General features: G+C 42.1%; 14 protein-coding genes and 1 pseudogene. 2 read left to right on the forward strand and 13 right to left on the reverse strand.

Translation table 11 applies throughout. The annotated features are described in order from the left end of the window. Positions 1–464: 464 nt before the first annotated feature. The 8 genes and pseudogenes from C2M17_RS15030 to C2M17_RS15065 all read right to left on the reverse strand — a co-directional run. Complete coding sequence (locus C2M17_RS15030; RefSeq protein WP_105201529.1) at positions 465–1037, reverse strand: TerB family tellurite resistance protein; 573 nt, start codon at positions 1035–1037, stop codon at positions 465–467. Between the two features lie 79 nt (positions 1038–1116). Beyond that, positions 1117–1731 (reverse strand): hypothetical protein, encoded by a 615-nt coding sequence (locus C2M17_RS15035; protein WP_105201530.1) that lies wholly within the window; start codon positions 1729–1731, stop codon positions 1117–1119. Next, positions 1731–2279 carry a tellurite resistance TerB family protein gene (locus C2M17_RS15040; RefSeq protein WP_105201531.1) on the reverse strand — a complete coding sequence of 183 codons (549 nt, stop codon included), beginning with the start codon at positions 2277–2279 and terminating at the stop codon, positions 1731–1733. Before C2M17_RS15040 ends, C2M17_RS15035 begins: the two co-directional genes overlap by 1 nt. A 13-nt stretch (positions 2280–2292) precedes the next feature. Further along, positions 2293–5916 (reverse strand): patatin-like phospholipase family protein, encoded by a 3624-nt coding sequence (locus C2M17_RS15045; RefSeq protein WP_105201532.1) that lies wholly within the window; start codon positions 5914–5916, stop codon positions 2293–2295. An 11-nt stretch (positions 5917–5927) separates the two neighbouring features. Further along, positions 5928–7559: a dynamin family protein gene (locus C2M17_RS15050; protein WP_105201533.1), complete on the reverse strand. Its 1632-nt coding sequence runs from the start codon at positions 7557–7559 to the stop codon at positions 5928–5930. A gap of 137 nt (positions 7560–7696) precedes the next feature. Then, a complete protein-coding gene (locus tag C2M17_RS15055) occupies positions 7697–8587 on the reverse strand; it encodes a helix-turn-helix transcriptional regulator (RefSeq protein WP_105201534.1) in 891 nt (296 codons plus the stop codon). A 69-nt stretch (positions 8588–8656) separates the two neighbouring features. After that, positions 8657–9127 carry a hypothetical protein gene (locus tag C2M17_RS15060; protein ID WP_105201535.1) on the reverse strand — a complete coding sequence of 157 codons (471 nt, stop codon included), beginning with the start codon at positions 9125–9127 and terminating at the stop codon, positions 8657–8659. A 555-nt stretch (positions 9128–9682) separates the two neighbouring features. Continuing rightward, positions 9683–9803: pseudogene (locus C2M17_RS15065) on the reverse strand (transposase); the annotation flags it as partial. 188 nt (positions 9804–9991) lie between these two features. Between C2M17_RS15065 and C2M17_RS15885 the strand changes: the two are divergent. After that, a complete protein-coding gene (locus tag C2M17_RS15885; RefSeq protein WP_158684046.1) occupies positions 9992–10345 on the forward strand; it encodes a hypothetical protein in 354 nt (117 codons plus the stop codon). A 189-nt stretch (positions 10346–10534) separates the two neighbouring features. Here the strand turns inward: C2M17_RS15885 and C2M17_RS15075 are convergent, their stop codons facing one another. After that, complete coding sequence (locus C2M17_RS15075) at positions 10535–10798, reverse strand: hypothetical protein (protein WP_105201536.1); 264 nt, start codon at positions 10796–10798, stop codon at positions 10535–10537. A gap of 249 nt (positions 10799–11047) precedes the next feature. Here C2M17_RS15075 and rlmF point away from each other — a divergent pair, with 249 nt between their 5' ends. After that, complete coding sequence (gene rlmF / locus C2M17_RS15080; RefSeq protein WP_233998012.1) at positions 11048–11971, forward strand: 23S rRNA (adenine(1618)-N(6))-methyltransferase RlmF; 924 nt, start codon at positions 11048–11050, stop codon at positions 11969–11971. Between the two features lie 3 nt (positions 11972–11974). Here the strand turns inward: rlmF and C2M17_RS15085 are convergent, their stop codons facing one another. The 4 genes from C2M17_RS15085 to C2M17_RS15100 all read right to left on the reverse strand — a co-directional run bounded on the left by C2M17_RS15085 (position 11975) and on the right by C2M17_RS15100 (position 15071). Continuing rightward, entirely contained in the window at positions 11975–12562 is a 588-nt protein-coding gene (locus C2M17_RS15085) for a thymidine kinase (RefSeq protein WP_105201538.1), read from the reverse strand. Positions 12563–12641: 79 nt separating this feature from the next. Next, positions 12642–13115, reverse strand: a complete 474-nt coding sequence (locus C2M17_RS15090; protein ID WP_105201539.1) for a methylated-DNA--[protein]-cysteine S-methyltransferase — start codon at positions 13113–13115, stop codon at positions 12642–12644. Then, positions 13112–14461 carry a DNA-3-methyladenine glycosylase 2 family protein gene (locus C2M17_RS15095; protein WP_105201540.1) on the reverse strand — a complete coding sequence of 450 codons (1350 nt, stop codon included), beginning with the start codon at positions 14459–14461 and terminating at the stop codon, positions 13112–13114. Before C2M17_RS15095 ends, C2M17_RS15090 begins: the two co-directional genes overlap by 4 nt. Positions 14462–14576: 115 nt before the next feature. Beyond that, a complete protein-coding gene (locus C2M17_RS15100) occupies positions 14577–15071 on the reverse strand; it encodes a GNAT family N-acetyltransferase (RefSeq protein ID WP_105201541.1) in 495 nt (164 codons plus the stop codon). Positions 15072–15073: the final 2 nt, after the last annotated feature.

Below are 15073 nucleotides of genomic sequence, written 5' to 3' on the forward strand. Positions count from 1 at the left end.
GGTTTTAGTGTTGGATATAATATATTTATCACCCATTATATTGTTATAGCCCCGCCCTTTCTTTTAAGACCATAACGTACCATTTATATCTATTAGACAGCCTTCCTCAAAATTTGAACATAAGTCCAAAACTCGATTGTTTTTACCTAGCTTTGAGATGATAATTTTTTGAGTACCGCCATCAAGCTTATAACGGTCACTATCTGTCAAGCCAATACTATTTATGAAATATTTAACGATTGGGTTTTGTTTTATTAAAAGTGAGGAGTCAATATGAAGGGTCTCACTTAACTTATCAAAGTTAATATTGATCGTACTTAGTTTAAATTCATCTAAATCGGGAAGTATGAAAGTTCCATCTCTTACACTTGCTTCTTTTTTATCTATCTTCGCTTGTAAAAAAGGAAGAATAACCTCATTACTTATTCCATCATCTAGTTTATTTTTAATACTAACTAGGATTTTTATCTTAGAGGCTTGCTTGCTTCTGATATTTCATCTAGAGAAAGATCGTAGAATTTAAATATATGACCAAAATAATCAGGATTTAAAAGGTGAATGGAGAAGTATAATGCAGCATCTTGCCAGTTTCTATTTTTGATATAGCAAAAGAGGTCAAAGATATCATGATAGATACCTTTAGCGACTTCAAATTGAAAAGCAAGCTCGTCAATTACTTCTTTTTCTTGCTCTGATATATCACCGTCACGATAACTCATCATCAAAGCATCAAACAATAATAGCTGAGCGATAGGTTTACGCTTGAAGCACTTTAAAACACTTTGAATGGTGCTTTTATCTGGCTGGTTAGCAAAATCAATACAGCTTTCTAGGAGCGATTCATCTAAGTCAAAAGACTTGATAAGGATGAGAAGGTAGTCCTTCTCTTCTCTATGTATTTCACCATCAGCATTCATAACTAAGGCTAAACCTTGAAGGTAAAGTAGCTTATCTTCAAGTGGTAAGTCTTTCGCAGCGTGGTTTTCAAATGCATTGCTTTCTTTTGCCGCTTCTTTTATTGAATTAAGAATATTCATAATTAGTTTGGAATTATTTAAAATATGACATTAATATCTTTGCGAACTGTATCGAAAGATCACAAAGGTATAATTTTAGTTATAAATATATTTTTCTTAAATAACCTCGATTGTCACAATCATCAATATTATAATCCAATCTTATTTCATCAAGACCTTCGCAATTATTGAAGTTATCATTTAGGCTATATAAACATTCAGATTCATGAAATCCATAGCGGCCTTCATTGCAGATCCATAACTTACCATCAAATACTACAAATTCTTCATTGTTTATTGGTCTACTCAACTCTAAAACTCTTGAGTCTTCCATATTTACTTCACCGAATGAAACCTTATCTAATACATTGGAAAATAATCTTTTATAGTCCTCATTTTTATTTATATCCAACAATTCCAAAAACTTGGAATTTAATATTGACGCTGTAATTAAAGTACTAACAGAAGAATGAAAAAATTTACCCTCAAGATCATATTTTATACCTTCACCTTCAAGCTTTAATGAGCTTCCATCAGAAAATAACACCGTATCATTTGATACTCTAAGCTCTCCCCTATCTAACATTTGTTGTAGCATCGGGATTATTATATCGGTTTTAAGTTCAATTTTTATAGTATCAGAAAAAACAAAATTCAACCTGTCAGTAACTATTCTAATTAACTTATCTTTTCTAATTTCATTCGTTCTAATCATCAAATCATCAAAGTCGACTTCATAGTAATCAAGCAGGTGTTTGAATGATTTGGATTTAAAAGATGACTTGAGAAAAATACCGAACTTTCATCCCAATCTTTATTTTTTAAATGACAAAATAATTCAAATATATCTTGATATGTACCCTTGAGGACCTCTAATTGTTCAGCAATCTTATCAACTACCGACTTTTCACGCTCATCAACAGAATCATCTCTGCGAGTCATCATCAGTGCGTCAAACAGGAATAATTGAGCAATCGGTCTACGCCTAAAGGTACGGAAGAAGGCTTGAACTGTATCTTTGTCTGGACGTTGCGCAAACTCAACAAAGCTCTCTAAGATTGATTCGTCCATTTCAAAAGATTTGATCAAGATACGAATGTACTCTTTCTCTTCTGCATGGATCTCACCATCGGCATTCATTACAAGCGCTAAGCCTTGTAGATATAGCAGCCGTTCTTCCAGCGTCAGATCCTTTGCTGCATGATTTTCAAAAGAGTTAGCTTCTTTTGTTGCTTCATTAATTACGTCTAAAATATCTAGCATAACTGATTCCTAGTTAATCGTTGTCAATACGTTGCTTTAAAGTAGACATTACAGCTAGCGCCTGCGTTAGCTGTTTCTTCATCTCTTCGAATGTGTCTGATTGTTCTTTATGTTGCTTTTGTAATTCAACAAGCTGTTCGTTGTGTGCTTGCTTCTTTTGCTCAAGAGTAATGTTAAGTTGCTGGCTGAAGTTTCTAACAACACGAGCTAGATGGTCAGCTACGGTATCCATAATTTGACTTGTCGCTTCAGGAATGACTTGACCACGAATTTGCTGCTCAATCTGAAAGTCTCGCTCTGCTTCATTGTCTTTTTTCTTACCCAGCAGACCACCTAGAATACCAACGACAATGCCTGCAACTGTACCTAGCACCACTAAGCTAATCGCACCTGCAATTGTTCCTGAGCTTAATGAAAACTTTTCTTTTTCTTGAGGTGGGATTTCGAGGTGAACACTGATTCCACCGACAGAAACACTGTCATGGTTTTCCAACTTACGCTCAAAACGTGCTAGCTCTTTTTGAATAAGGTCATCTAATTCTAACTGCACCACAGGGCGCACAATAGTCGCCATCGAGTCTGACAAGGTATTACTTTTCGCAGCACTCACTAGGCGCTGGATACTATTTGATAATACTGAACTAACTTTAGCGGTAAGTTGCTCTCTGCCGACACTACAAAGGTTATACTCAAGCTCCGTTAGCACCTGTTCAAGGTGTTGCTTCTCCTGATTGAATCTTTGCTCCAGTCCATCGATCTTATTTTCAATTTCAACGGCAGTGTTAGATGTATATGAATTTTTCGCTTTTAAAGCTACTTCAATGCTCGTAATCAAAGCTGATAGTGTTGGTTGATAGCGATGCTTTAACAAACCATCAAACTGACTTGCAGCATTATCAATCATCACTTCGAAGCCTTTGATTGTATATAGCTGTTTGTCCTGTGTTTCGATACTCGTTACTTCAAAGTGGTCTTGCATTCTTTCATTCAGCGTTTGCTTAACTTGCTCAATGCTTTTTGCCAATTCAACTTCAGACTTACGGGCTGATTTCGAAATTAAGCAGCCAATATCTTTACTGTGATCGTAGTAAATCTCTTCAAGGCGTTCTACTACCGTATTATCGAACGGAATATCCGCTGGAAATAAAGTAACAAAGTAATCTCCACGCTCTAGGTATGTGGCAATGGCTTTTTGGTGAGCTTTATTACGAGCATCAAATCCAGGCATATCGACTAGAACTACGTCTCTTCTATTCTTTAAGCGTTGGTTATTAAGCTCTACGGTAAGGTAAGCTACTTGTTCATTAGGTTGAAAGTCTTGTAAGGCATTCAATGAGTAAATTACTGGTTCAGTATCATCAACATAATGAACCGTAAACTGTTCCACCTCACCGTAAGTCAGTTCGGTTGCGACTGCGGTTTCTGGCGCAATATTTACCTTTAAGTAACCTTTACCTAAGTAGCTATTAAGTAATGAACTCTTACCTGCTGAGAACTTACCGATGATCGGAATAACCACTTTATAGTTGTTAACCCGAGAGGTAATAAACTCTAACTGCTCTTTTATGCTTTCATCGTTCAGGTGCTGGCTATTAATTTCGTTAAACTCAGCGATCACTGATAACCATTGTGATTGGACCTGAGAAGCTGCCGAACCACTTGTTAGTAACGGAGTCTCCTCAGATGTTAGGTTGAGTGTAACTGGTCTGCGATCATTCTGACGCATTGCGTGAAGAAGCTCTAAACCTAGCTCTTTAGCAGGGCGTGGTGTAAATAAATTCAAACCAAGATCGGACTCTAGCTCACTAATGATATCTCGTTCACTCGATACCTCTGTTGCCATTTGAATGCCTTTCAATAGAGGAAAGTCATTCTCCTTTTGGCTCGCTATAGGCAAAATGTACTGAGCATCAATACGGTCTACGAACTTACCTCCATTGGACTCCCAGATAAGAGAAGCTGGCACTAACTCTTCTTTATCAATTTCCAAAAATTTCAATGCATTTACATAACGAGCTAACTCATTATTTCCCCATGTTCTACCTGAAGTTAGGTAAAAACTGCTCGTGAGATCAAGTAAAGACTGATAGGCATTTGTAGCGAAGCCATTAGCAATAGCGTCATGGAACCAGTTATTAATAATTTGGTTTCTTTCTAAAGCATCAACTCTTTGTGAAACATGCGATATTTGTTGAGAAAGCTCCGCTTCCAAAACTTCAAAACCGTTTTTCATAAGCGCCAACGAGCGATTCAGTCGATGCTCTGTCATCTTAATGCTGCCATGTAACACATTGACATGATTCATTAGGTAATTGGTTTTGTTCGATAGCGAGGCAACAACTTCTAGTGTTAACTTATTTTTCTGATTAAGTTTTTGAATCAATCGTTGGTTAGCATAGATAGCTCTGTTTAATCCATGATTAACTTCTGCTTGTCGTTCATTATTACTACCTGTCAGATTACCAATAACACGTCCGAATCTGCTCTGCTCTAACTGTGCATTGATCGCCCCTTCAGTTGAAGCAAGTGTCGTAATGGCTGAAAAAGCCTCATTGAGTAACTCAGTAGAGTTATCTTTCATCTCTGCTATTAATGTATCGATGCTGCTATCAATACATGCTTGTTCTTGAGCATCAATTTCCATCGCAACTTGTTGAGTTACTTTTTGAAGGCTCTCGTAACTTTCAAACTGACCGTTTCTTATTTGCTGGTTTAGATTGACGCTATGATCGAAATTTTTTTCATCATCAGCGAGCTTATCGACAATAGCAACAAACTGCTCTTCAGTATCTTGGAAGTCTTTAAACTGCTCTAAGATGCGCTTCACATCTTCATAACCTTCATCTATCAACTTACCTGCATTTTCAGGTGTAAAGTTGAGAGGCGCAATTAATCCATCAAATTCTCTTGTTGGTACAATGTTCCAAAAACGAACATTAGGGTATTGTTTTACTGTTTGAGATAACTGCGGATCTCTCTCCAAATATAGGTTGATGATGTGTGTACAGTGATGCTGCTCAATCAACACTTTGTAAGGGGTATTATCACTATACTCACCAGGTAAAACCCCACCATCAAAATATGTCGTCCCATCAATTTCAATGCCATCAAATACAATAGGAATGGCTGCTGATGCCAGCAGCCACTGAGCTATACTTGTTGGTGTTTTATCTGTTAGGTCTGGGTATTCAAGCTTTCGAGTACTAGAGTTCAATGCGCAAACGTGGAACGGGATCTGACTTTGGCTAACATCATCACAAGCACCACTTTTTTCAATTAAGTATTTTAAACCGCTTTGATTAAACAAGCCCTGTGATTGGCTCAACCCTGTGGTAGCTAAAACCGCTCTAGCCGCCAATGATGGTGTAAACAGGGTACTCGCATAAGTTGCAGCCTTTCTCGCAAGGTTATCTTTGTTTAAAGACATTATTTGGTCTTTAGAGATACCACGCCATAGTTTCTCTGCCGCTTCCACATCGCCTTGTACGAATAGAGCGCCATTCAAACCACCCACCGAAGTACCAGCCACGGCTTCAACGTTTTTATCTAGACCAAACTCGTGAAGTGCTTTCCAAGCACCAACTTCATAAGCGCCTTTACCGCCTCCACCAGAGAAGACAATACCTAATTTACTCATTATTTAACCTATTAATCGAAAGTGACTGATACTGATGCTTTTTTGTTACTAATGATCTGCACTTTCACTTCTTGCGAGACATAAAATTGATCAAACTTAAGTGATGGTGCTGTTTTCGTGATCACATTTTTCATGATCATAATTTCTAGATTTGGTGCTTTATCGAGTTTGATAGATAAACCTAAGGCACTTATCTTCGTGACCTGCCCTTCTAAGCTATCAAGATTTGCTAGATGCGATAATGCGCTTTGATCACCTTGTAGAAGTGCGTCGAACTTGAATGCTGCGCTCTGTGCTGAGTCAGATTTCTTTCTCATCGCGTTAAGCTGGACAAGACTTGGGATATCGGACAGCTTAATTTTTTTCGATTCACAAACATCCTTCAGCAAGTCTTCTATCTGAGCATGAATTTTTTCAGAATCTCGTTTATGACGCTGCAAGGTATCTAACTGAGCTTTAACTTTCTTATGGAAATCAGTCAGGTGCTTCTTCTTATCACCCGTCAATTTTTCATCAAAGATCAGCTCGTTTAATGTACCGACGGTTAGCTTGAGTGTTTGCTGGGTTGCCAAATATTCTCGGTGATACTCATCAAAGATTTTTGAAAGTTGCCACTTTAATGTTGAACCATCACTACCACGATTTACTTGAGTTAAAAACTTTTTAAGGCGTCCACCATGTTTTGAAATTTCTGAATCTTCAACCGCTGAGTAGCCAATGACATCAAGGTAACCAATTTCTGCATTTTCGAGATCAGCTTTTGCTACCTTGATAATGCTCTTCACTTCGGACTCAAGTTTTTTATCGGCTTTGCTCATCACAACTAACACAGGCTGGTCTAGCTCTAAGCTTTGAAGAAAGTCTATATCTTGTTGAGGTACAGTTCCGTTTTGGCTGTCAACAAGCCAGATAAGATAATCCGCTACTCTTAAATGTTGGCGAGCGATATTTTCATCAATTTTCTGTTGATTATCTGATTTGCTGTATCCTGGCGTATCCAAGAAGATAAGGTTGGCGTAATTAAAACTTTCTCGTTCAACCGCAATCATTTGCAGAATATGGCTGAAGGTCACTTGATACTTTTTATTGAAAGCATGACAGATCGCTTTGATCGCATCTTCATTTATTTCAGTTTTCTTACCGTAAAAGTTCAAAGCATCAATTCGATTTGAAACGCCTTTAAATAAAAAAGTAGGGATGGATGTTGTTGGAGTGGTGTCGACAGGTAGAAGTGATGGGCAACCTAAAACTGTATTAAGAAATCGTGTTTTACCCGCACTAAAAGAACCACCGACAGCAACAGTATGACTCTGTTGCAACTGAGGGAAAGATACTGCTTCTTTGAGCAAATCAAACCACTCAAGAAGTCGGGCATAAGCGCTTGCACCGCTAGTATTTTCACCCTGTTCTGTGTGCGATAGAAACTTCTGATTAATTAACTTATCTATATCTTCTAAAATTTGATCACTCGGTGTTCTTAAATCTGGTTTTGCAACTAATCTGGCACATAGCTCCAACCCTGAATCTGCATCTTCAAGGTAACGATTAGATTTACCTGATGATAACAAAGGTGTTGTGTCTTTCTTTTCTTCTGATGATGCTAAATGACCATTCATTAAGTTTTCTATATTGTCTATATCCATTAAGTAGTTATTCCAAAAATAAATAATAAGCCGATCATAATTTGCTATTGTTGCTTTTGTGATAGAAGGATAATCAATAAGGTTAACTGTATAGAATTTATGAACTTAAACATGAATACTCCTTTTAGTTTACATATTTATAGAGCTACTCTCGAAAGGTAGTTATTAAGCTCTTCAAGTAAATCATGTTTAATTCCATCTGGTGAAATCACTTCAATTTCAGGTATCCAGTATCTAATAAGCGGCAGTATTTGTTTGTCAGTTGCGACTCTAGAAGAAACAAGTAACTCTCCGGTTTCTAGTTCTTCAATAATTCGTTGGTTGGGGAAAAGGCTGCGCCTTAGAAAGTATTCGGCAATGTCTTTCGATACTTTTACAACAACTTCAAACTTCTTTGCATTGAAAAAAATACCATCTTCTTCTTCAATTTCAGTAAGCACCACTTCGTTTGGTTCAAACGTTTCTTCTTGCTCAAATATATGCTTCATATCGAGCAAGTGAAAAGCTTTAAGTGTGTCTTTATCTACAGCCGCTAAGTACCATATACCTTTGCTATTAACTAATCGATATGGCTTAACATGCCTGTATTGCTTATCTTTATAGGTGAAATGAACAGTCTTGTAAGTCCGAATGATAGCCTCAAGCTTTTCCAGGTTGGGCCTTACAAGGTCGGTTGCCTCATAGTGATAACCTTTTACTGTAAACGGATTGTCATAAACTTGGGACAGTAACTTAGTTACAAATTTAGTGTCTAGGTTTGGAAAAAGTTTACCAACACCAGTTAATTCAGAGAAGTTACGAATATCTACAGGAGATAACCTGCCAAGGGCTGATGGCTCTAGTCGGAAATAACTATTGTTATGAATAAGTGGCAAAAATGCGAGCTTTTCATTAACGTCTCGCTGTATAGTGCGCAAGTCGACATTAAATTCTTCAGCTAACTCCTTTTTTGATAAAGCTTCCCCATCATTTAGCCGTGTAATTATTATCACAAGCCTTTCTGCTGGAGATGTTCCTTTCGATCCCATGCTACTTCCTTGTCTTTGGCAATCTTAATATATTGAAAAAATTGCATTAAATCCAGCCCGCTCGTTGAGTTACATCAATTCGCTTAAAAACTTGTTTACAAAACGTTCAGCGGGGGATGTATCCGAATTTTGACTTAATAAGTCATCCATAGTTTCATCAATAAAGACGATATCGATTTGACTATTATCAAATTTCACGTTCTCCCAATTGTTAAGTTCATCACGGTCTTGAAAAGTCAGCTGTAAAGGCTGTTTACAACTTATCATTAAGTTATGAACTGACTCGATTGCACCAAAAGGTCTGAACTGATTTACATATTGACTATCATCCAAGTCGGAATGACTTTTCGAGAATGAATATTCCAACTCACCCCGAAGATAAAGCGTTGTTGATTTTGATTTTCCAATAAATTTGAAACCAGCCAAAAGTGCTTTCTTAGGGATCTTAAACTCGTCACCATCTAAAATTATAGTAGCAAATGCATGATCTTTAAGCGCTTGTTTGAATTCTTCTTGATTTGTAACTGTGATTTGAGACATAACGTCACTTCTTTTGTTAACTTGCTAATCACTTTAAACAAAGGGGGTGACAGGTGATGTCATGTAAATTTGTTTTATTCGATAATAGGTGATTCGTATTTATGTTTTGGTGTCGCAGAGGAACAAAGCTCATACCGTCACAGTGCTTGATGGGCGGCTAGTTTGAGCATGCCGTCACCAACACAAATGATACAAATAAAAACACTACTCTTAACATAAACCCATCAGCTCAAAATAACCAAGACACCCACTCTAAAACAACCTTTAAGGTGGGTGTCTTGCTAATGGTTTTTTTAAGATGGGTGTCTTGCTAATGCTTTTAAGATGGGTGTCTTGCTAATGCTTTTAAGGTGGGTGTCCTGCTAATGCTTTTAAGGTGGGTGTCCTGCTAATGGTTTTAAGATGGGTGTCTTGCCAATGTTGATTTTAACCTCAGTTGACCATGCCCGCATACTTTACAAGTCCAACTCGGTAAAGCAGGTGGTTGAATCTCAATATTGGCTGGTCGCTGCGCTTCTGGCGTGATTGACCGTACTATGTGCTGCGCTCGTTTGTAGCTCGCGTTGGCTAAAAAACCGTAGTACCTTATTCGCATAAAGCCTTTTGGCAGAACATGTAATAAATACCGCCGAATAAACTCTTCTCGACTTAATTGCATAACTTTCTGCTTATGCTCCTTAAGAATAACCAAGACACCCACTCTTTAAGGTGGGTGTCTTGCTAATGTTGAGTTACTTCATCTCATCGTACCAGTGATAATAATCGGCAACAAGCTGTTAAAATATATCCGAATTTCTTGTTCAGTTTCAGTTTAGGCTAGTGTGATAGCCTTTACAGGAAATTAACAACTCAAGAGTAAAAATTATGAACTCATTACGTCCACTAAGTGTTGCTTTAATGCTAGCTGTTTCTCTAGGTGTAAGCGTTGAAGCCAGTGCTCAAGAAAAAGAAGTAAAAGAGCAAAAAGCACAAGTTAAAGAAATGAATGAGCACGCTGAACTTAAGCACCTAAATGCTCAAGAGCACGCCCAAGAGAAGCGTGAAATGGCCAAAGAAAAAGCCGAAGCCAAAAAAGAAATCGTTGAAGCTAAAAAAGAAGTAGCTGAAGAAAAGCACGAAGCGGCCGAGGGCAAAGCCCACGAGCACAAAAAAGATGCGAAAGAAAAAATGAAAGCCAAGGAAAAGAAAGCCAAAGAAAAGGCTAAAGAGAACAACTAAGAAAGACTTAAATAGTGCGACGAGACGAACGTCGCAAAGGCGAGTGTAACTAATCTCCCTTTTAGCCTTCAGTATTGCACACGGTACTGAAGGCTAGCTTCATCCCAGAGTTAAGCTCTTAGTATAAAGCTAGACTCTCGGCATTATGGCCCTAAAAACAAGCAGCCATAATCACCTAAATCTGTTAAATCAATCCTGTAGACCGAGTTTTGCGCGCTTTAGCGTCAGCCTGATCACGGTGATAAACTGCCAGGCCATAATCGCACCACCTACGCCTATTAGGGCATAGCTGTTTTCAATTTCATTTAGAAACGAGATAAATGCATCGCCATTGACGGCGAAGACGCCATACAAACCTAAACCAAATAAAATCGAGCCCGGCGCGCCGATTAGCTGTGCCTGAAGCATTTTTTTATTGATTTCACTGCGTTGTGCTTCCCTATTATCAGTCATAATTTTCCCTAATACTGGTATTGTTAATGGCTGCAAGCATTTAGCTTGTTGGCTTAATGCTTTATGCAACTTAAGAATATTTACCCGCCCCCACAATGGCAGGTTAACTACTTAATAACCCACATATTTACACTTATTTTCTAAGCTGTAAATAAGGTCTGCACGCGGCCCAAATGGCTTGGCCGGCTTAGGTCTTAACTCGGCGCTACATTCCAGCCGGCCGATCCCTTATACTATGCCCATATTCACGTGATAGAGATCCCGCCCTTGCATCCACAAAACCACCATCGAAACGGCTATGACTTCGACGCCCTGTGCAGCAGCTTACCGAGCCTACAAGCCTATGTGATTAAGCGCCCCGACGGGCAAGCCAGTATCGACTTTAGCGATGCCAAGGCATTGAAAACGCTCAATCAGGCCTTGCTGAAACATCACTACGATGTGGCCATTTGGGATTTGCCCGAGGGTTTTTTATGCCCCCCTGTGCCCGGGCGCGCCGACTACTTGCACCATCTTTATGATTTGATAAGCCAGGATACTGAGCACAGCCTAAAACAGCCTAAGGTGCGGGTGATGGATGTCGGCACAGGTGCCTCGCTTATCTACCCCATCCTAGGTAACAAGCTGTTTAATTGGCAGTTTTTAGCGAGTGATATAGATGTGCATTCGGTTAAGTTAGCAAAACAGCTGGCACAGTTAAATGCGTTGCCAATCAAGGTGGTGCAGCAAAAGCAGCCGACTCAGTATTTCGCCGACATTATCAAGGCGCAAGACACAATAGTGGCAACCCTGTGCAACCCGCCATTTCATGACAGTGAACAAAGTGCCCAGGCCGGTTCCCAGCGTAAATGGCGAAATTTAAAGGGACAACAGAGTAATACCCTGAACTTTGGTGGCCGCGCCAATGAGCTTTGGTGCCAAGGTGGTGAGCTGGCCTTTGTGCGTAATATGGCGTTGGAGAGCCAACACTTTGCCGAGCAGGTGATCTGGTTTACCAGCCTGGTATCGAAAAAGGAAAATGAGCGCCCATTGAAGAGCACCTTACGCAAACTGGGTGCCGTGCAAATTGAAGTGGTGGCCATGGCACAAGGGCAAAAAAGCAGCCGCTTTATTGCCTGGACCTTTATGGAGGCTGACGAGCGCCGAGCGCAACTGGCTCGGCTATTAGGCTAAGCCTTAGGCTTCATCTTGGTTGAGCGCTTCTTTATAGTGTTTACGGCACACGGACACATAGCGCTCATTACCGCCTATCTGTACCTGATCGCCGCTGGCGACCACATCGCCATGGTGATCATAACGCAACACATGATTGGCCTTACGACCACAGTGGCACACGGTTTTTAGCTCCACCAGCTTATCGGCCCAAGCCAGTAAATACTGAGAGCCGACAAACAACTCGCCTAAAAAGTCACTGCGCAAACCATAACACAAGACGGGAATATTAAGCTGATCGACCACCTCGGTCAGTTGCCATACCTGCGCCTTGGACAAAAACTGGCTCTCATCCACCAGCACACAATGCAGGGCCTCTTCCTGGTGTTGCGAGGCAATTAGATCATACACATTGCTGTTGCCATCAAAGACAAAGGCATCGGCCTGCAAACCGATGCGCGAGGCCACCTTGCCAACCCCGGCACGGTCATCGATGGCCGCGGTCATGATCATGGGACGCATGCCGCGCTCGCGGTAGTTAAATGCCGATTGTAATAAGGTGGTGGACTTGCCGGCATTCATTGCCGAATAGTAAAAATACAGTTGAGCCATGGTAATTCTTCTAAAAACTTCGCGCGCCAAGCTTACACTAAGGCCCCTATCAAGGCCAAGGCAAACTCATCCCAGGCCATTACTTGCTAATGTGGCCTTGCTCGAAGGCCAGTAGCCAGCGCTTGCGTTCCAGCCCACCAGCATAGCCGGTCAAAGTACCGTTAGCCCCTATCACCCGGTGACAAGGCACAATAATGCTGATGGGGTTACGACCATTGGCCGCACCCACGGCGCGCACCGCCTTGGGATTATCCACCAAACGGGCAATATCACTATAACTGCCGGTTTCACCATAGGTTATGCTGCCTAAGGCTTGCCAGATCTTGCGCTGAAACTCGGTACCCTTGGTATCCAGGGGGAGATCAAACTGGGAGCGAACTCCCTGGAAATATTCTGCTAACTGGCTTTTTGCCTGCGCCGTGATGGCATTGGCACTTGCAGCCGCATCTACCTTGCGTTCAAGGTCAAAACCCACATAACACAGGCCTGTGTCACTGGCTTGGATCACCAGCTCGCCCAGGGGCGTGTCGATACATTCTTGATATAAGGTCATAATTGTTGCCATAGTTGAAAAGTCAGGTATGAGCGAAACGGTGCGGCGCGCTTAATATCAATGCCGCTGAACCCGGCCAGCGCTTTTTGTACACCCAAGTCGCCGCCGAGATAAATATCCGGGTCGCTGCTGCCGCGCATTTTAGCGTAATTGACCGTCCAGGGGCCTATGCCCTTAATAGCCAACCAGGCATCCAAATCGGCACTGCCATGCTCGGCTACATAGGCGCTTAAATCACGCAACGCTTCTCTACGCCGCTCCGGCATCTTAAAGAAGGCCAACTCGCTTGCCGCCATTTGCTTGGCGGTGGGAAAATAACGCCCCTGCTCGCCCAGCTCCTTCACTAAAGTAGTGGTAAGCGTGCGCGCCGCGCCAACGCTCACTTGTTGCCCCAGCACAGCACGAATACCGGCCTCAAAAGGATCCCACATACCCGGCAGGCGCAGCCCTGGAGTCAGTGCGAACTGCTCACCCACCGCGCTTTGCAGCTGGCCATTGATCACCTGAGTATCGGCATCCAGGTCCAGCACTCTGCGAATATTAGCCACTACTCCTTGCAGGCAGTGCCAGTTATCCAGGCTGATCTCGACCCTAAAGCCCTGCTTCTTGTCCTGATAATGAGCGGTAAATTCGCCCTTTGCGCCCTGATAGGTGAAAGCGCGGCCATAACTTTCGGCAGTTATCCATTCCATAGGCGCGACTAGCCGTTTATTAAAAAACGCCTGCATGGCCTGCCAGTCATAAGGGGGGCGAAAACTTAGAAACAGGCTGATAGAGCCAGCATCGAATTGTGCCTTGGTGCGAATGGCACTCGGCGTCAGCTGCATCAGCTTCTTAAAGGCATCGTTAAAACGGCGCACGCTATTAAAGCCGGCGGCAAATGCAATCTCAGTGATCGGCAACTGGGTTTGCTGCAACAGCTGTTTAGCAAACTGACATTGGCTAAACAGCGCATATTGCCCCGGAGCGATGCCATAATGCTTTTTGAACAATTGATTTAGGTAGCTGGATGACACGCCAAGGCGAGCACTCAGTGCCTCGGCTCCGCCATTTGACCAATGACCCTGATCGATTAAGCGTTTTGCCCTGAGCGCAGTGGTTTGCGCCCCCAGCCAGGGATAGCTGCCCGGGCTGGCATCGGGGCGGCACCGTAAACAAGGGCGAAATCCCGCCTGCGCCGCTAAATGCGCATGCTCAAAATACTCGACATTCTGCTCTTTGGCGGCTGGCGCCGGACAGATAGGCCGACAATAAATACCCGTGCTGCGCACCGCCACATAAAACAAGCCGTCAAAGCGCTTATCACGGCTTAAGCGGGCTTTTTGGCAGACATCGGCGGTGAACATAACAAGGTTCCAGTAAGGGTGATTTATATGCTTAGCTTACCCCATTGGCGGTGCGGCACTAGCCGGATTTTGCACTCAATGGTAAAAATGCGTGCCGCGCTCGCAATTAGAAGGGTTATTGCTCAGCAAATTGCAGCAGCTTGTCGCCGCTAAGCCGGTAGATTTGCCACTGCGCTTGCGCCTCGGCACCTATGCTGTGATAGAAATCGATGGCCGGCTGATTCCAGTCCAATACCACCCACTCAAAGCGACCACAATTTTTGCTGATGGCACGCTGCGCCAGGTACTTCATCAGTGCCTTGCCGGCACCGCGGCCACGTTTGTCTTCGCTGACAAACAAGTCCTCAAGATACAAGCCATTGCGGCCAAGCCAGGTTGAATAATTATAAAAATACACCGCAAAGCCTATGGCTTCGGCGTCGGGGGCATCGCTTTCAAAGCAGATAACGCTGTGCGCGGTCGCCCCCTCGTCAAACAAGGTGCGCTCTATATCTAGCTCGGTGGCGGCAACGGCGTCGGGCTCTCGCTCGTACACCGCCAATGCCTTAATAAACTGATAGATCAAAGGCACATCATTGATCACCGCATCGCGAATATATACCTGGCTCATGG

The organism is Pseudoalteromonas sp. T1lg10 (assembly GCF_002964545.1).
In the GTDB taxonomy this organism is placed as follows: Bacteria; Pseudomonadota; Gammaproteobacteria; order Enterobacterales; family Alteromonadaceae; genus Pseudoalteromonas.